The following is a 15,766-nucleotide window of genomic DNA, read 5'->3' as shown; positions in this document are numbered from 1 at the left end:
CACGCAGATGGTCGAGTCGACGGTGTCCTGCGTGACGTCCGGGTTCAGGACGCCCGGTGTACACGTGGAATCGGGCAGGGGGAGGTAGGCCTGGGCAGCCGACCAGCGAGGCGCCCTTCGGGTAGCCGTCCCACTGGGCCGCGCTGACCGGGTGGGGCGTCGAGGCGTTGTTGCCCACCACTCCCCCGTCGGGGACCCGCCAGCGCTTCCGGTCGTCGAGCACGAACGCGAACCCGCGGTCCGGTGCCTCCACCGCCTCCGCCCCCGAGCGCAGGTGGGCCGCCACCGGGAGCGTCGCCAGGGCCGGGGGCGCCTTCTCCAGCACCTCGCCGGCCAGGGCCACCGCCACCGCGCGCCGGTCCACGCGCACGCGGGCGCCCGCCCGGACCAGGTCCATCGTGCGCTCCGGCGAGGGGGCCGTCACGCCGTCGAACGTCGCCGCCACCCGGCCCGGGTTCGCGCACGCCTGGCTGCCCCGCAGGTCCAGCCCGAAGTGCCGCAGGTCGCTCGGCGCGTGCGCCCCGCCGAGGGTGGTCGCGCGCACGACGTCGAACGGCACCCGGTCGCACGGGTCGGCCGACGACAGCGGCGCGTGCCCGTCCGCGCGGCGCACCAGCCCCGGCCCTTCCTGCCACGGCCCGGGGATCACCACCGGCTGGAACGGGTGCTCGGTGAAGTCCGCCGTCCAGAAGGTCAGCGTCGTCCCGCCGTCGGTCTCGTGCGCGACGACGAACGCGGCGAGCGCGCCCACCCACATCAGGTCGGCGCTGAACCCGTCGACGATCGACCGGGCCCGCGGCGCGGACGTCGACGCGACCGGCACGAACCCGCCGACGTCCAGCGCCTGCACCCCGGACCCGAACGCCGGGTCGCGCGAGCGGAGCAGGAACTGCCCGGCGCCGTTGGCGCCCGCGGCGCGGCCGGTGGTGTCGGTGAACATCAGGTAGAACCAGCCGTCGAGGTAGACGACCGAGGGCTGGCCGGCCCCGTAGACGTTCGCGCGGTGCACGTCGTGCGACGGCCCGAGGATCGGCCGCCCGCCCGCGGCGCGCGTCCAGTGGAGGCCGTCGGTGCTGGTGGCGAGCCCGACCGCGTTGCCGAGCGCGTGGTCCCCGGCGGCGCCGGTGTAGTAGAGGTAGTACGTCGAGCCGACACGCAGGACGGACGGGTCGCAGGTGTGCATGCCGTCGAACTGCCCGGGCGCGCCGGAGAACACGGCCGCGGGAATCCCGCCGCCGGGTCCGGCGAACGGCCCGTCCGTCGACGGCGCCTGGGCGTAGAGGATGTCGTCGCCGGCGGGCCCGGCGCCGCCGTACTGGCTGCACCACCACATCCGGGTCTGCCCGCGGTCGAGCATGACGGAGGGACCGTAGTTGTAGACGGCATCCGCCCCACCGGCGGCGATCACGCCACCACTCTGCCGGGGGTCACCCGAAGCGAGCTTGACATCGGCGGGCCGCTGCCCCTTCCCCCCGGCGATCGCCGGCTGCTCCCCGGCGGCCTGGGGCTGGGCGTAACCCTGGGTGCACCCCGCGAGGAGGAGCCCCGCCAGGACGCTGGCGAACAAGGCCCGAGCGGGTCGCCGACCCCCACGACGAAACGGGTGCACGGCACCGGAGTGTAGCGAGACACCACCCGTCCGGGCGGCAGCGCTCCGGTTCGGGGTCGCTCGATCGGGCAAGGGAGATCACGTAGCGACGGGCGACGGGCCTTTTCTGTTCGGCCCGGCGACGCGCCCGGCAAGGTTGTTGCCGGGCGGCGGGGGCCTTCCACCGCGGCCCGCACCAGCCGGGGCGCTACCGGGCGGCAGGGCCTTCCGCCGCGACCAGCTCGACCTCGAACCCGGCCTCGTTCTCCAGGTAAGCCGCGTAGTGGTCGGCGCCGCCCGCGTGCGGGTACCGGTCCGCGAACAGCGGGCGCCACCCGTGCTTCTCCGCCCTTGCCGACAGGTCGTCCACCTCCGACCGGGTGGCCACGTGCAGGGCCAGGTGGTTCAGGCCCGGCCGGGTGCGCTCGTGCTCCGCCGCGCTCGAGGCCGGCGACGCCTCGACCACCAGGTACGTCGCGCCGAGCCGCCAGCTGACGCCCGCCGGCCAGCGCTGGTGTTCGCGCCAGCCCAGCTCGCCGAGGAGCCAGCCCCAGCTGCGCTCCGCCTCCGCCAGGTCCGGCACCCACAGCTCGATGTGGTGCGGCCGCCCGTGCACGGCCGGCAGCGCGACCAGGACCCGGTGCAGGTCGCCGTAGTGGACGCCGCTGCCGACGTCCAGGAAACCCAGGCGGCCGGCCACCCTGCGGCTCGCCGCGTTCCGCTCGTGGGCCAGGGCCCAGACCGCCGGGAGCCCGAGCGTGCCGAGCCCGTGGTCCAGCAGCGCGCGGGCGGCCTCGGTCGCCAGGCCCTGCCCCGCGTGCTCGCTCGCGACGTAGTACCCCAGCTCGGCCACCTCGCCCGGCAGCTCCGACGACGGCCGCAGGTGCGCGACGCCGATCACCTCGCCGTCGCGCTCGATCACCCAGTGGCCCTGGCCCGCCGGGCCGCGGTAGGCGAGGCGGCGGTCCACCATCGCGCTCGCCGTGGCCGGGTCGGAGAAGTCCGCCGCGAAGAACCGGCTCATCTGCGGGTCGGCGAAGACCCGCACCACGGCTTCGCGGTCCGCCTCGCTCAACGGCCGCAACGTCAGCCGTGGCGTCGCCAGCAGGGTCATCCCGGGTGCGCGGCCAGCCAGCGCAGGGCGAGCGGGTAGCCGTCCACGCCGAGACCCGCGATCACCGCGGTCGCGATGTCCGAGAGCACGCTGTGGTGCCGGAACGCCTCCCGCTTGTGCACGTTCGAGATGTGCAGCTCGATCAGTGGCGCGGTCAGCTGCGCCGCGGCGTCGCGCACCGCGATCGAGTAGTGCGTCCACGCGCCGGCGTTGAGGACCACCGGGTTTCCGCCGTCGGCGGCCTCGTGCAGCCAGCCGACCAGCTCGCCCTCGTGGTCGGTCTGCCGGACCTCGACCTCGATCCCGAGCTCCTCGCCGGTTTTCACGCACAACGCCACGAGGTCGTCGTGGGTGGTCGAGCCGTAGACCGACGGCTCGCGCTTGCCGAGCCGGCCGAGGTTGGGGCCGTTGAACACGAACGCCTTCACAGCAGCACGCTCCCGCCGCTGCGGGCCGTCGTCTCCGCCGCGACCGCCGAGTACGCGGCCGCCAGCAGTGCCGGGTCCGGGCCTTCGAGCCGGCCGGGCCGGCCGACGCCGTCGAGGACGACGAACCGCAGCGCCCCCGAGCGGGTCTTCTTGTCGCCCTTCATGGTTTCCAGCAGCTGCGGCAGCGCGTCGGCGTCGTAGGTCGTCGGCAGGCCGAGCAGCTTCAGCACGGACGCGTGGCGTTCGGCCGTCGCGTCGTCGAGCCGCCCGGCCAGCCGCGCCAGCTCGGCGGCGAACACCAGGCCGACGCTGACCGCGGCGCCGTGGCGCCACCGGTACCGCTCCCGACGCTCGATGGCGTGGCCGAGCGTGTGACCGTAGTTGAGGATCTCCCGCAGGTCGGACTCGCGCAGGTCCGCGGCGACGACGTCGGCCTTGACCTGGATGGACCGCCGGACCAGCTCGGCGAGGACGTCGCCGGTCGCGTCGAGCGCGGCGGCCGGATCGGCCTCGATCAGCTCGAGGATCCGCGGGTCGGCGATGAAGCCGGTCTTGACGACCTCGGCCATCCCGGCGACGAGCTCGTTCCGCGGGAGCGTCTCCAGCGTGGCGAGGTCGACGAAGACCGCGCTCGGCTCGTGGAACACCCCGACGAGGTTCTTGCCGGCCTCGGTGTTGATGCCGGTCTTGCCGCCGACCGAGGCGTCGACCATGCCCAGCAGCGTGGTGGGCACGTTGACCAGCCGGACCCCGCGCATCCACGTGCCCGCGACGAACCCGGCGAGGTCGGTGACCGCGCCGCCGCCGAGGCCGACCACGACGCCGCGGCGGTCCAGCCCGATCCGGCCGAGCACCTCCCAGCAGAACCCCGCGACGGTCAGCGACTTGCCGTCCTCGGCGTCCGGGATTTCGACGCGGTGGGCGTCGAGGCCCGCCGCGTTCAGCTCGTCGCGGATGGCCTCGGCCGTGGCGGTCAGTGTGGGCGGGTGGATCAGCGCGATCTTCGAGGCGTCGGCCAGGTGCTCGGTGAGGTCGCCGAGCAGGCCGCGCCCGACCACGACGTCGTAGGGCTGGGCGGTGGCGACCGGGATGCGCACCGGATCGGACAGCGCCGGATCAGACACGGGGGAACTCACTCCTTGGCTTCGGCGGGAGCGGCGAGCTCCGCCACGAGGGCCGCGACGATCTCGGCGGGCGGCCGGTCGTCGGTGACGATCTCGACGGTGGCGACCTCGCGGTAGACGGGCACCCGCTCGTCGAGCAGTTTCTTGAAGGTGGCACGGGGGTTCACCCCGGCCAGCAACGGCCGCGCGGAGGACAGCCCGGTGCGCTGCACCCCCGCCGCCAGGCCGACGTTGAGGAAGACCACGGTGTGCCGGGCCAGCCGGGCCCGGGTGCCCGGGGCGAGCGGGGCGCCGCCGCCGAGGGAGAGCACGCCGTCGTGCTCCGCCAGCGCGGTGGCGACCGCTTCCTCTTCCAGCGCGCGGAAAGCGGGTTCACCGTCTTCCGCGAAGATGTCGGAGATGCTGCGCCCGGCCCGGGCGACGATGTCGTCGTCGCTGTCCCGGAATTCGACGCCGAGCGCCTTCGCGAGCAGCGGGCCGACCGTGCTCTTGCCCGAGCCGGGCGGGCCGACGACCACCGCGCGCGGACTCACCAGCGCTCCTCGAGGGCCTTGAGGTACGCCTCGGCGTTGCGCTTGCTCTCGGCGAGCGAGTCGCCGCCGAACTTCTCCAGCGCGGCGTCGGCCAGGATCAGCGCGACCACCGACTCCAGCACGACCCCGGCGCGCGGCACCGCGCAGACGTCGGAGCGCTGGTGGATGGCCACCGCGGGCTCGCCGGTCTTGACGTCCACTGTGGACAGTGCTTTGGGGACGGTCGAGATCGGCTTCATGGCCACGCGGACGCGCAGCGGCTCGCCGTTGGTGATGCCGCCTTCGAGGCCGCCCGCGCGGTTGGACCGGCGGGTGACGCCGACCGGGCCGGTGCCGCGGTCGATCTCGTCGTGCGCCTGGCTGCCCCAGCGGCGGGCGGTCGTGAAGCCGTCACCGACCTCGACGCCCTTCATCGCCTGGACGCCCATCAGGGCGCCGGCCAGCCGCGCGTCGAGGCGACGGTCCCAGTGGACGTGGGAGCCGAGGCCCGGCGGGAGGCCGTAGGCGAGGACCTCGATCACGCCGCCGACGGTGTCGCCCGCCTTCCGCACGGCGTCGACCTCCGCGACCATCGCGTCGGTGCCCTCCTGGCTGAACGCGCGCACCGGGCTTTCGTCGATGGCGGCCAGGTCGGCGGCGACCGGCAGTGGGCCTTCGGGCGCGTCCGCGCCGCCGATCGAGACGACGTGGCTGAGGATCTCGACGCCGAGCAGCTGCTTCAGGTAGTTGCGCGCGACGGTGCCGAGCGCGGTCCGCGAAGCCGTCTCGCGGGCGCTCGCGCGCTCGAGGACGGGACGGGCCTCGTCGAAGCCGTACTTCTGCATGCCGGGCAGGTCCGCGTGGCCGGGGCGGGGCCGGGTGAGCGGTTCGTTGCGCGCGAGACCTTCGAGCACCTGCGGGTCGACCGGGTCGGCCGCCATGACCTGCTCCCACTTGGGCCACTCGGCGTTCTCGATCTGGACGGCGACCGGGCCACCCTGGGTGAGGCCGTGGCGGACGCCGCCGAGGAACTCGATGTGGTCGGTCTCGAAGCCCATCCGCGGGCTGCGGCCGAAGCCGAGACGGCGCCGGGCGAGCTGCTCGGTGACGTCGGCGGTGGTGACGGCGACCCCGGCGGGCATGCCTTCGAGCACGGCGGCCAGCGCGGGTCCGTGCGATTCACCTGCGGTGATCCAGCGCAACATGGGCTCAATCCTGTCACGGGCGGGGTGCGGGGCATGCCTCCGGTCATGCCGAGCCGGGGAAGAGGGCGCACAGCCGGGTGACGGCGAGGGTCCGAGCCGAGTGACCCCCGTACCCGGAAGGCCGGTTCGCGTGCCTGGAGGGTCGACTCGCGTGATCGGACAGTCGGCTCGCGTATCTGGAGTGGTCGGCTCGCGTATCTGGAGGGTCGGCTCGCGTGCCTGGAGGGTCGGCTCGGGTATCTGGAGGGTCGGCTCGGGTTTTCCAGGGCGGAACTCGCGTGATTGCGGGGGCATCACGTGTGACTGGAGGGGCATCACCAGGCTGGGGATGCCCCTTCCGTCAGAGGGTCAGGCGGAGGAGGGCCAGGCCGCTTCCCGTGCGGACCTCCAGGGCCGTCAGGTCCGACGCCTTGAGGGCCGTGCCGATCACGATGCGGGCCGTGTTGTCCGGGACCGCCTTCCACGTCGCCAGCTGGGTTTCCGTTCCCGTCCGGGAGATCGCCACCAGCACGTACTCGCCGCTGCTGCGGTCGCCCGTGTAGCTGCACGACATGTCCACCTGCGTGCCCCACGAGAAGGCGTCGAGGCGGGCGTCCGCGCGGACCGGGAACGCGCCGAGCGCCGTCATCGCCACCGAAGGCGGCGAAGGCGGCAGAGCCGGCGTGGGCGACGAAGCCACCACCGCCAGCGCGACGCACGCCGACACCGCCAGGGCCGCCGAGGCGGACGTCACCGCCGTGCGAATCCGGCGGCCGCGCCGGACGCGGCGGAGCACCGACGGCAGCAGGTCCGGCGGGGGTGCCGAAAGGTCCGGCGGCACCGCGGGCGCGTCGACCCTGGCCAGCAGCCCCGGCAGCCCCGCCAGTTCGCGCACCGAGGCCGCGCAACGGTCGCACGTGCGCAGGTGCTCCTCGAAGCGCTGACGGTCCTCGGGGGACAGCGCTCCCAGCACGTAGGCGGCGTCGAACGTCGCGAACGGGTCTTCGCTCACTGGGTCACCCCCCTCTCCTCGAGCACCAACCGCAACGCGCGCAACGCGTAGTGCGTGCGCGACTTGACCGTCCCTTCGGCCACGCCCAGCTTCAGCGCCGCGTCCGCCACTGAATAGCCCTGGAAGTAACACAGGACCAGCACCTCGCGGTGCCGTTCCGACAGCTCGGCCAGTCCCTCCGCGACCAGCCAGCCCTGCACCGCGCGGTCGGTGCCGTCGGCGACCGCACCCTCCGGTGGCCGGTCGGTGACCACCTCCGACCGGGCCGACGCCGACCGCCAGCCGTCGATGGCGATCCGCCGCGCCACCGTGAACAGCCACGCCCGCGCCGAGCCCTGCGACTGGTCCAGCACCGCCGGTGACCGCCAGGCCCGCAGCAGCGTCTCCTGGAGGACGTCCTCGGCCCGGATCCGGTCCCCGGAGGTCAGGTGCAGCGCGTAGGACCACAGCGCGGCCGCGTGTTCTTCGTGCAGCGCGCGCATCAGCGCTTCTTCGGCGACTTCTCCCACGAACTCAGGCCGCGACCCGGCGCCGGTCCTTCACGAACAGCAGCGCCAGGCCGCCCACGATGCAGACCGCCTCCGTGATGACGCCCCAGTACTCCGGCTGGCTGTTGAACTGGTCGTGGTTCCCCGCGAACCCGACCGTCGCGGCCAGCACGTACGCGCCGAGCGTCAGCGCCCCGAAGCCGAACGCGCCCAGCGCCGGCAGCCAGTGCCGCCAGGCCAGGACCGCGATCGCCAGCACCAGCCCGGCGATCGCGTCCAGCAGGAACAGCGGCCCGACGATGCCCGGGTAGTCCTCTGTCCACAGGAAGTAGTGCACGCCGGCCGAGCCCAGCAGCGCGGCCGCCACGACGATGCGCAGAACCCAACTCACCATGATCGTTCCTCCACTCCACACCCACTCCGCTACATACACGGTGCGGGGGGCGATCCGGTTCACCGGGGATTGAACCGAACGGGTGCCGATCTCGTTCAGTAGGGCATGACAGCCGAACTGCACTCCCGCCGCACCGTCCTGTCCACCGGTGCCGCCGTCGCCGGTGCCGCCGTCGGCGCCGTCGCCCTCACCGCCTGCTCGTCCGAGCCGGGTGCCAAGTCGGGCACCGCCCAGGCGCCGATCGCCGCCGGGACGCCGCTGGTCGCGCTTTCCGACGTCCCGGTCGGCCAGGCGAAGGCGGCCAAGGCCCCGGACGGCACCGACGTCATCGTGGCCCGGACGTCCGAGTCGGCCTGCGCCGCGTTCAGCGCCGTGTGCACGCACCAGGGCTGCACGGTCGCGCCGAAGGGCGCCGACCTGGTCTGCCCGTGCCACGGTTCGGTGTTCAACGCGCTCACCGGCGAGGTCAAGCAGGGGCCGGCGAACAAGCCGCTGCCGTCCGTGCCGGTCAAGGTCGAGAACGGGAAGGTCGTGACCGGCTGACGAGCCCGGGCACACCGGCGGGCCCTCGGGGACGATCGTCCCCGAGGGCCCGTTGTGTGACAGAAGAAACTCAGGCGTCCCAGACGAACAGCCGGTCGCCCGCGGCGACCTCGCGCTCGGTGTCCGAAGCGGACAGGACCTCCGCCGGCGCGTCCAGCGCGACGACCGGGACGATCGCCGAGTAGCCCGCCGCGGTCACCGCCTCCGGGTCCCAGCTGACGATCGGCTGGCCGGCCCGCACCTGCTCGCCCTTGACGACGTGCAGCGTGAAGCCCTCGCCCTTCTCCTTCACCGTGTCGATGCCCAAGTGGACCAGCACGGCCTTGCCGTCCTCGGTGGCCACGACGTAGGCGTGCGGGTGCAGCGTCGCGACCGTGCCGTCGACCGGCGCGACCGCGTCCGACCGGCCGCCCGAAGGCTGCACGGCGATCCCCGGGCCCACCATGGCCTGCGCGAACACCGGGTCCGGGACCTCGGTGATCGGCACCACGCGCCCGGCGACCGGGCTGAGGACCTCCAGGCTCACAGGAGGTCCTCGATGTCGCTGGCGATCGTGTCCGCCTCCGGCCCGACGATCACCTGCAGGGCCGACGACCCCATCTTCACCACACCCATCGCGCCGGCCTTCTTCAGCGCCGCTTCGTCGACGAGGCTCATGTCCTCGACCTCGCAGCGCAGCCGCGTGATGCAGCCCTCGATCTCGGTGAGGTTCTCCGTGCCGCCGAGCGCGGCGAGGATCTTCTCGGGCCTGTCATCCGCCATCGCGGTCTCCTTGATCACTGTTTGTTCCCAACCTGACGCGAACCGCGTGTCCACCTGTACTACGCCGATCGTCGGCATGCACGCCGCCGCGGGCCACGAACGGATAACGGTGGTTGACACCCGTCCGCACGGCGGAGCATCCTGCCCCATCAGATCATTGGTCTAGACCGGAACGTACCAATGTTCCGGGCCGGATGCGAGCACCGGTCCCCCGGTGCCGCGAGAACGAGGAGGGTGACGCCGATGAGCGCGGCCGCGCACGTCCCGCCACCCGACCGGGTCGTCAACGGGCCCACGCCCAAGCACGCCCAGCTGCGGGAGATCCTCCGCCGCACGGTGGAGCGCGAGCTCCCGCCGGGTGCGCCGATCCCGTCGGAACGCGAGCTGGCCCAGCGCTACGGCGTGTCGCGGCTCACGGTCCGGTCGGCGATCGGCAAGCTGGTCGAAGAGGGCCTGCTCGCGCGGGTCCGCGGCAAGGGTACGTTCACCGCGGCCCGGAGGATGGAGCTGCAGCTCTACCTGATGTCGTTCACCGACGACATGCGGAGGCGGGGGCTGACCCCGACGACCGAGGTGGTCTCCGCGGCCACCGAGGTGCCGCCCACCGCCTCGGCACACGCCCTCGGCCTGGCCGAGGGCGCTCCGGCGCACCACCTGGTGCGGTTGCGGCACGCCGACGGCGTGCCGCTGGCCGTCGAACGCGGCTGGTACCACGCGGGCCGGGCCCCCGGCCTGCTCGAACTGGACCTGACCCAGTCCATCTACTCGCAGCTGGCCGAGACGTACGGTGTACGTCCCGACCAGGCGTGGCAGACGGTCTGGGCGGAGGGCGCGGACCGCGAAACGGCCCGGCTGCTCGGCATGCGTGCCGGCAGCCCGCTGCTCGTGTTCCGGCGGGTCTCCAGCGCGAACGGCGACCCCATCGAAGACATCACGTCCTGGTACCGGGGAGATCACTACCAGGTGACCATGCAGTTGGACCGGAACACCCCGGAACCCGGTCAACCACCCCACTATGGAGGACCCAGATGAGCTCCACCACCGCGGAGGGGACGAAGAGCAAGGGCGGCGGAGGTCTCGCCGGCCTGCAGCGCTTCGGCCGCAGCCTCATGCTCCCCATCGCCACGCTCCCTGCGGCGGGCATCCTGCTGCGGTTCGGGCAGGACGACCTGCTCGGCAAGGACGGCCTGGGCTGGGACAAGGTAGCCGCCGTCATCGGTGCGGCGGGCAACGCGCTCTTCGACTTCCTGCCCCTGCTCTTCGCGATCGGCATCGCGGTCGGCTTCGCACGCAAGGGTGACGGCTCCACGGCCGTCGCCGGCGCCGTCGGCTGGGTCGTCTTCAACCGCGTGATCCAGGCCATCGCGCCGGTCAGCAGCCAGGTCGGCTACAAGCCCGCCTGGGACAGCTCGCCGCTGCACTGGCCCTACAGCGTCCTCACGGGCATCGTGGCCGGTATCGTCGCGGCCCTGCTGTGGCAGAAGTACCACCGGATCAAGCTGCCCGCGTGGCTGGCGTTCTTCGGTGGCCGGCGGTTCGTCCCGATCATCACCGCCTTCACGATGATCATCCTGGGTGTCGTCTTCGGCCTCGTCTTCAAGTACGTCGACCAGGGCATCCAGAACCTCGGCTCGGCGATCGTGGGCCAGCCGGTCATCGGTGGCGGCATCTACGGCTTCTTCAACCGCCTGCTCATCCCGGTCGGTCTGCACCAGCTGCTGAACGTGCCGATGTGGTTCATCTTCAACGGCGGTGACCTGACCAACTTCTTCAGCCACGTCCAGGGTTCGGGCGCGTTCATGACCGGGTTCTTCCCGATCTTCATGTTCGCCCTGCCCGCGGCCGCGCTGGCCATCTGGCAGACCGCCCGCCCGGCGCAGAAGAAGATCGTCGGCGGTGTGATGATCGCGGCCGCGCTGACCTCGTTCATCACCGGTGTCACCGAGCCGATCGAGTTCTCGTTCATGTTCGTGGCGTGGCCGCTGTACATCTTCCACGCGGTCATGACCGGTGTGTCGCTGGCGCTGGTGAACGCCCTGGACATCCACCTCGGCTTCTCCTTCTCCGCCGGCGGGATCGACTTCCTGCTCAACTCGAGCCTGGACACCGCGCACAAGGCGTGGCTGCTGATCCCGATCGGGCTGGTCTTCGGGGTGATCTACTACTTCGTGTTCCGGATCGTGATCACGAAGTGGAACCTGCGGACGCCGGGCCGGGAGGACGACTCGATCGAGGCGGACCTCGAGCGGACTTCCGCGAAGTAACATCAGCACCGACGTAGCACCCCTTAGGGAGAGGACGAACATGCCGGAGAAACGCGTCGCCGTGGCGAGCAAGGTGGGCCTGCACGCCAGGCCGGCCGCGCTGGTGGCGAAGGCGGCCGCGGCGCAGCCCGTCGCGGTGCAGATCGCCAAGGCCGGCGGGAACCCGGTGGCCGCCGGCAGTGTGCTCAACCTGATGACGCTGGCCGCCGGTTACGGCGACGAGGTGATCATCAGCGCCGAGGGCGAGGGCGCCGAGGAGGCCGTGGAAGCGGTCGCCCAGCTGGTCGCCACCGATCTCGACGCCTGAAACACCCCGCGAAGGCCTTCGCACCGGCTCCCCGACAGCCGGTGCGAAGGCCTTCGCGGCGTTTCGTAGGCTGGCGGCATGGAGAGTGTGCGCCTGATCGACGAGTGGCCGGTGGACAACGCCGCGACGGCCGTGGTCGCGGCCGACGGGAGCGTCGCCGGCCGCCACGGTGACACGGCGCGGAAGTTCCGGCTGGCCTCGGTGTCCAAGCCGCTGACCGCCTACGCCGCGCTCATCGCGATCGAGGAAGGCGTCGTCGAGCTCGGCACGCCGGCCGGTCCCGAGGGCTCGACCGTGCGGCACCTGCTGGCCCACACCTCCGGGCTCGCCTTCGACGCGCACCAGGCGATGGCCGAGCCGGGCACCCGGCGGCTCTACTCCAACGCCGGGTTCGAGCAGCTGGCCGACGCGCTGGCCGAGCACTCCGGCATCCCGTTCGCGCAGTACCAGGCCGAGGCGCTGTTCGGCCCGCTCGGCATGGCCTCGACCACGCTGGACGGCTCGCCGGCGTCCGGCGCGGTGTCCACTGTGGACGACCTGGCCGCGTTCGCCGCCGAACTGCAGGCGCCGAAGCTCTTGGACCCGGCCACCGTCGCCGAAGCCACGAACGTCGTGTTCCCCGGGCTCTCCGGCGTGCTGCCCGGGTTCGGCCACCAGAAGCCCAACGACTGGGGCCTCGGCTTCGAGCTCCGCGACCACAAGAGCCCGCACTGGACCGGGGCGAACAGCTCACCGCGGACGTTCGGCCACTTCGGCCAGTCGGGCACGTTCCTCTGGGTCGACCCGGACGCGGGCGCGGCCTGCGTCGCCCTGACCGACCGCGCGTTCGGCCCGTGGGCCGCCGAGGTCTGGCCGCGCTACACCGACGCCGTGCTGGCGGAACTGGGCGCGTGAAGCGGGTCCTCCTCGCCGTCCTCCTGCTGCTCGCCGCCTGCAGCGCACCCCGGGCCGCGCCCGCACCGGCGACGTCCCCGAACGGCCCCGAGCCGCCCCCTGCGCTCGGCACGAACGGCGCCGCGGTCCCGGCCCTGCGCTGGGCGCCGTGCCACGGGTCGTTCCAGTGCGCGTCCGCGGCCGTGCCGCTGAGCTACCGCGAGCCGAAGGGCGCCGCGATCACGCTGTCGGTGATCCGGTTGCCGGCGGGCGACCCGGGACGCCGGCTCGGCTCCCTGTTCTTCAACTTCGGCGGCCCGGGCACGGACGGGGTCGGCGAGCTGACCCGGTTCGCCGCCCGCTACCCGCCGGAGCTGCGCGCCCGGTTCGACCTGGTGAGCTTCGACCCGCGCGGGATCGGCGGGTCGGCGCCGATCAGCTGTCCCGGCGCCGACCACCTGCCGGCGGCCGGGTCCCCGGTGCGGCAGCCGGACGCGTTCTTCGCCGCGAGCGCGGCGGCCGGGCGGGCGTGCGCCGCATCGGGAGCCCTCCTGAGCCACCTCTCGACGGCGAACGTGGCCCGCGACCTGGAACTGCTGCGCCAGGCCGTCGGAGACGCCACGCTGAACTTCTACGGCTACTCCTACGGCACCTACCTGGGCGGCACCTACGCGAACCTGTTCCCGGCCAAGGTCCGCGCGATGACCCTGGACGGCACGCTGGACCTGGTCGCCAACGCCACCGGGAAGCCGGGCCGGGAGCGGCAGCCGGTGGACGTGCGGGCCGACGTCGCCGGGGCCCAGCAGCAGGAGCTCGACCGGTTCTTCGCGGTGTGCGCCGCGGCCGGGCCGAAGTGCGCCTTCTCCGCGGGCGATCCGAAGGCCCGGTTCGCCGGGATCTTCGCCCGCGCGTCGCACGGCCCGGGCGTGGGCTCCCTGATGAGGACGGTCGACAGCGCGCTCTACCAGTCCGGCCGGTGGAAGCGGCTCGCGCAGACCCTGTCCGCGATGCCGGCGGACCCGGGTGCCGCGTCACCGGTCCTGGACCCGTACGTGCCGACGCACTCCCCCGGCTTCCTGGCCGTCCAGTGCGTCGACAGCGACAACCCGCAGGCACCGGCGGACTACGCCGCCCTCGCCGCGCGGGAAAGCACCCGGCAGCCGTATTTCGGGCTGAGCGCGGTGTATGCGATGGCGCAGTGCGTCGGCTGGCCGGCCCGCGACGAAGACCGGTACACCGGACCGTGGCACCGGCCGCGGAAGAACCCGGTCCTGGTGCTGAACAACCGGTTCGACCCGGCGACCCCGCTGTCCAACGCCGAGGCGACGGCGGCGGAACTCGGCGACGGGCGGGTGCTCGTCGTCGAGGGCTACGGCCACACCTCGCTGGACGTGCCGAGCGCGTGCGCCTCGGCGGCCGTGGTGCGGTACCTGACGGACCTGGCCCTGCCGGCGACCGGGACGACCTGCGCCCCCGACACCGTCCCGTTCCCCTGACCCCCTCGTGAGTGAGAAACAGTGTTCTAACCCTGTTTCTCACTCACGACCAGCGGCGGCAGGGCGTTCAGCCGAACGGACGCCACCGGCAGGGTCCAAAGACCCTGCCGGCCGCCGGGCGCGGGTGGTGTTCTGTAGGGGTGCAGGCCCGCCGCAGGGCCGGTGCGGGGACCTCGGGCCCCGGCGGGCCGCACGCCTTCTTCACTCCATGACGCGGATCGGTTCCCCCGCCTGGTAGGCGGCGATGTCCTCGACCGCGTCACCGTAGAAGATCTCGTAGACCTCCCGCGTGACGAAGCCGATGTGCGGGGTCAGGACCGCGTTGTCGAGCGTCCTCAGTGGATGGTCGGCGGGGAACGGCTCGGTGTCGTAGACGTCCAGCGCGGCGGCGCGGATCTCCTTGCGCCGCAAGGCGTCCACCAACGCGGCCTCGTCGACGATCGGGCCACGCGAAGTGTTCACGAGCAGCGCGGTCGGCTTCATCGCGGCGAGCTCGGCCGCCCCGACCAGGCCGCGGGTGCGGTCGCCGAGCACCAGGTGGATGGACAGCACGTCCGAGCGCGCGAACAGCTCGTCCTTGGACACCGCGGTGACGCCGTGCGGGTCCGCCTTCTCCTGCGTGAGGTTCTGGCTCCAGGCGATGGTCTCCATCCCGAAGACCTGGCCGATCTTCGCCGCCCCGGCGCCGAGCCGGCCGAGGCCGAGCAGGCCGAGCGTCTTGCCGTGCAGCATGGTGCCGACGGAGGTCTGCCAGCCTCCGTCGCGCATCGACCGGAACTCCTGCGGCAGGTTCCGCGACGCGGCCAGGATCAGCGCCCAGGTGTGCTCGGCCGTCGGCTCGCCGATGTAGCCGGTGGCGGAGACGACGACGCCGTTGCGCCGGGCGGCGGCCACGTCGATGGCCGCGTTCCGCTTGCCCGTGCTGACCAGCAGTTCCAGCTCGGGCAAGGCGTCGAGCACCGCGGCCGGGAACCGGGTGCGCTCGCGCATGGCGACCACGCACTCGAAGCCCTGCAGCTGGGTGACGACGTCGGTCAGAGGCTCGGTGAAGACCGTGATGTCGGCCTTGAGGGACGCCCAGTCGCCGAAGGTGAGGGCGACGTTCTGGTAGTCGTCGAGGATCGCTATCCGCATGGACGTCACCGTAGCCGGGCCCGGACTTCCGCGCGGGGTGACGCGGCTCTCTCTTGAACGCGTTCAAAACCCGCGCTACCGTCCTTCTTGAACACGTTCAAAAACCGGAGGAAACCATGGACCCGACAGTCCTCGCCTACGCCCTCTACCTGCTGATCAGCGTCCCGCTGACGGTGCTCGTCGCCCGGACGCTGAGCAAGCACGGCCGCACCTTCCTCACCGAGGTCTTCGCCGACAGCCCCGGCCTCGCCAACGCCGTCAACCAGCTGCTGGTGGTCGGCTTCCACCTGGTCAGCCTCGGGTTCGTGACGCTGTTCCTGACCACCGGCGCCGACATCACCACGGCCCGCGAGGTGGTCGAAATGCTGTCGGTCAAGATCGGCACGGTGGCGCTCGTCCTCGGCGTCATGCACCTGGTCAACGTCCTGGTCTTCAACGGCATCCGGCGCCGTCACCTGGCCCCGAAGCCCGGGCCGGTGCCGCTGCCGTTCCCCTACCCCGGCGTGCCGCAGGCCCCGCCCTTCCCGGCCCCCTGACGGTGGC

Annotated in this window: 18 protein-coding genes and 1 pseudogene; 7 read left to right on the top strand and 12 right to left on the bottom strand. The window is 72.7% G+C overall.

The genetic code is table 11. The annotated features are described in order from the left end of the window. Positions 1-97: 97 nt before the first annotated feature. The 9 genes and pseudogenes from ABZW17_RS26535 to ABZW17_RS26495 form a co-directional block, all read right to left on the bottom strand. A pseudogene (locus ABZW17_RS26535) lies at positions 98-1,567 on the bottom strand (beta-xylosidase); the annotation flags it as partial. A gap of 229 nt (positions 1,568-1,796) precedes the next feature. Further along, positions 1,797-2,702, bottom strand: coding sequence for a GNAT family N-acetyltransferase (locus ABZW17_RS26530; RefSeq protein ID WP_354819565.1), 906 nt, complete (start codon positions 2,700-2,702; stop codon positions 1,797-1,799). Beyond that, positions 2,699-3,130 carry a type II 3-dehydroquinate dehydratase gene (aroQ, locus tag ABZW17_RS26525; RefSeq protein ID WP_354819562.1) on the bottom strand — a complete coding sequence of 144 codons (432 nt, stop codon included), beginning with the start codon at positions 3,128-3,130 and terminating at the stop codon, positions 2,699-2,701. The genes ABZW17_RS26530 and aroQ overlap by 4 nt, the downstream gene beginning before the upstream one ends. Further along, a complete protein-coding gene (gene aroB / locus ABZW17_RS26520; protein WP_354819592.1) occupies positions 3,127-4,239 on the bottom strand; it encodes a 3-dehydroquinate synthase in 1,113 nt (370 codons plus the stop codon). The genes aroQ and aroB overlap by 4 nt, the downstream gene beginning before the upstream one ends. Positions 4,240-4,262: 23 nt before the next feature. Continuing rightward, positions 4,263-4,787, bottom strand: coding sequence for a shikimate kinase (locus ABZW17_RS26515; RefSeq protein ID WP_354819559.1), 525 nt, complete (start codon positions 4,785-4,787; stop codon positions 4,263-4,265). Continuing rightward, the gene (gene aroC / locus ABZW17_RS26510; RefSeq protein WP_354819556.1) at positions 4,784-5,971 is read right to left on the bottom strand and encodes a chorismate synthase; all 1,188 of its coding nucleotides are present in this window, start codon (positions 5,969-5,971) and stop codon (positions 4,784-4,786) included. Before aroC ends, ABZW17_RS26515 begins: the two co-directional genes overlap by 4 nt. Positions 5,972-6,311: 340 nt before the next feature. Then, complete coding sequence (locus ABZW17_RS26505) at positions 6,312-6,962, bottom strand: zf-HC2 domain-containing protein (RefSeq protein WP_354819553.1); 651 nt, start codon at positions 6,960-6,962, stop codon at positions 6,312-6,314. Beyond that, positions 6,959-7,471 (bottom strand): sigma-70 family RNA polymerase sigma factor, encoded by a 513-nt coding sequence (locus ABZW17_RS26500; protein WP_354819550.1) that lies wholly within the window; start codon positions 7,469-7,471, stop codon positions 6,959-6,961. Before ABZW17_RS26500 ends, ABZW17_RS26505 begins: the two co-directional genes overlap by 4 nt. Positions 7,472-7,475: 4 nt before the next feature. Beyond that, entirely contained in the window at positions 7,476-7,844 is a 369-nt protein-coding gene (locus ABZW17_RS26495) for a hypothetical protein (RefSeq protein WP_176176216.1), read from the bottom strand. 105 nt (positions 7,845-7,949) lie between these two features. On the opposite strand from ABZW17_RS26495, the gene ABZW17_RS26490 reads away from it, so the two are divergent. Further along, positions 7,950-8,387 (top strand): Rieske (2Fe-2S) protein, encoded by a 438-nt coding sequence (locus ABZW17_RS26490; RefSeq protein WP_354819547.1) that lies wholly within the window; start codon positions 7,950-7,952, stop codon positions 8,385-8,387. A 70-nt stretch (positions 8,388-8,457) separates the two neighbouring features. Here the strand turns inward: ABZW17_RS26490 and ABZW17_RS26485 are convergent, their stop codons facing one another. Together ABZW17_RS26485 and ABZW17_RS26480 are read right to left on the bottom strand one after the other, a co-directional pair. Continuing rightward, positions 8,458-8,913 carry a PTS glucose transporter subunit IIA gene (locus tag ABZW17_RS26485; protein WP_354819544.1) on the bottom strand — a complete coding sequence of 152 codons (456 nt, stop codon included), beginning with the start codon at positions 8,911-8,913 and terminating at the stop codon, positions 8,458-8,460. Next, positions 8,910-9,149, bottom strand: coding sequence for a glucose PTS transporter subunit EIIB (locus ABZW17_RS26480; RefSeq protein WP_167379806.1), 240 nt, complete (start codon positions 9,147-9,149; stop codon positions 8,910-8,912). The genes ABZW17_RS26485 and ABZW17_RS26480 overlap by 4 nt, the downstream gene beginning before the upstream one ends. Before the next feature lie 243 nt (positions 9,150-9,392). On the opposite strand from ABZW17_RS26480, the gene ABZW17_RS26475 reads away from it, so the two are divergent. The 5 genes from ABZW17_RS26475 (at position 9,393) to ABZW17_RS26455 (ending at position 14,089) form a co-directional block, all read left to right on the top strand. Then, on the top strand, positions 9,393-10,181 hold the full coding sequence (locus ABZW17_RS26475) for a GntR family transcriptional regulator (RefSeq protein ID WP_354819541.1): 789 nt from the start codon (positions 9,393-9,395) through the stop codon (positions 10,179-10,181). After that, the gene (locus ABZW17_RS26470) at positions 10,178-11,413 is read left to right on the top strand and encodes a PTS transporter subunit EIIC (RefSeq protein WP_354819538.1); all 1,236 of its coding nucleotides are present in this window, start codon (positions 10,178-10,180) and stop codon (positions 11,411-11,413) included. The genes ABZW17_RS26475 and ABZW17_RS26470 overlap by 4 nt, the downstream gene beginning before the upstream one ends. Before the next feature lie 40 nt (positions 11,414-11,453). Beyond that, complete coding sequence (locus ABZW17_RS26465; protein WP_091308360.1) at positions 11,454-11,720, top strand: HPr family phosphocarrier protein; 267 nt, start codon at positions 11,454-11,456, stop codon at positions 11,718-11,720. A gap of 78 nt (positions 11,721-11,798) precedes the next feature. Further along, a complete protein-coding gene (locus ABZW17_RS26460) occupies positions 11,799-12,614 on the top strand; it encodes a serine hydrolase domain-containing protein (RefSeq protein ID WP_354819535.1) in 816 nt (271 codons plus the stop codon). Further along, the gene (locus ABZW17_RS26455) at positions 12,611-14,089 is read left to right on the top strand and encodes an alpha/beta hydrolase (RefSeq protein ID WP_354819532.1); all 1,479 of its coding nucleotides are present in this window, start codon (positions 12,611-12,613) and stop codon (positions 14,087-14,089) included. Before ABZW17_RS26460 ends, ABZW17_RS26455 begins: the two co-directional genes overlap by 4 nt. 201 nt (positions 14,090-14,290) lie before the next feature. Here the strand turns inward: ABZW17_RS26455 and ABZW17_RS26450 are convergent, their stop codons facing one another. Continuing rightward, complete coding sequence (locus tag ABZW17_RS26450; protein ID WP_354819529.1) at positions 14,291-15,223, bottom strand: D-2-hydroxyacid dehydrogenase family protein; 933 nt, start codon at positions 15,221-15,223, stop codon at positions 14,291-14,293. Between the two features lie 116 nt (positions 15,224-15,339). Here ABZW17_RS26450 and ABZW17_RS26445 point away from each other — a divergent pair, with 116 nt between their 5' ends. Beyond that, entirely contained in the window at positions 15,340-15,759 is a 420-nt protein-coding gene (locus tag ABZW17_RS26445; protein ID WP_354819526.1) for a hypothetical protein, read from the top strand. Positions 15,760-15,766: the final 7 nt, after the last annotated feature.

The sequence above is a fragment of the Amycolatopsis sp. NPDC004625 genome, from assembly GCF_040609695.1.
Classification (GTDB): Bacteria; Actinomycetota; Actinomycetes; order Mycobacteriales; family Pseudonocardiaceae; genus Amycolatopsis.
The sequence above is the reverse complement of the archived record's forward strand: the minus strand, read 5'-3'. Positions and strand labels throughout refer to the sequence as shown.

Coding starts and splice junctions, on each gene's coding strand:
- aroC (WP_354819556.1), bottom strand. CDS start 5,971: ATGTTGCGCTGGATCACCGCAGGTGAATCGCACGGACCCGCGCTGGCC.
- ABZW17_RS26450 (WP_354819529.1), bottom strand. CDS start 15,223: ATGCGGATAGCGATCCTCGACGACTACCAGAACGTCGCCCTCACCTTC.
- ABZW17_RS26465 (WP_091308360.1), top strand. CDS start 11,454: ATGCCGGAGAAACGCGTCGCCGTGGCGAGCAAGGTGGGCCTGCACGCC.
- ABZW17_RS26460 (WP_354819535.1), top strand. CDS start 11,799: ATGGAGAGTGTGCGCCTGATCGACGAGTGGCCGGTGGACAACGCCGCG.
- ABZW17_RS26480 (WP_167379806.1), bottom strand. CDS start 9,149: ATGGCGGATGACAGGCCCGAGAAGATCCTCGCCGCGCTCGGCGGCACG.
- ABZW17_RS26495 (WP_176176216.1), bottom strand. CDS start 7,844: ATGGTGAGTTGGGTTCTGCGCATCGTCGTGGCGGCCGCGCTGCTGGGC.
- ABZW17_RS26445 (WP_354819526.1), top strand. CDS start 15,340: ATGGACCCGACAGTCCTCGCCTACGCCCTCTACCTGCTGATCAGCGTC.
- ABZW17_RS26530 (WP_354819565.1), bottom strand. CDS start 2,702: ATGACCCTGCTGGCGACGCCACGGCTGACGTTGCGGCCGTTGAGCGAG.
- ABZW17_RS26475 (WP_354819541.1), top strand. CDS start 9,393: ATGAGCGCGGCCGCGCACGTCCCGCCACCCGACCGGGTCGTCAACGGG.
- ABZW17_RS26470 (WP_354819538.1), top strand. CDS start 10,178: ATGAGCTCCACCACCGCGGAGGGGACGAAGAGCAAGGGCGGCGGAGGT.
- ABZW17_RS26490 (WP_354819547.1), top strand. CDS start 7,950: ATGACAGCCGAACTGCACTCCCGCCGCACCGTCCTGTCCACCGGTGCC.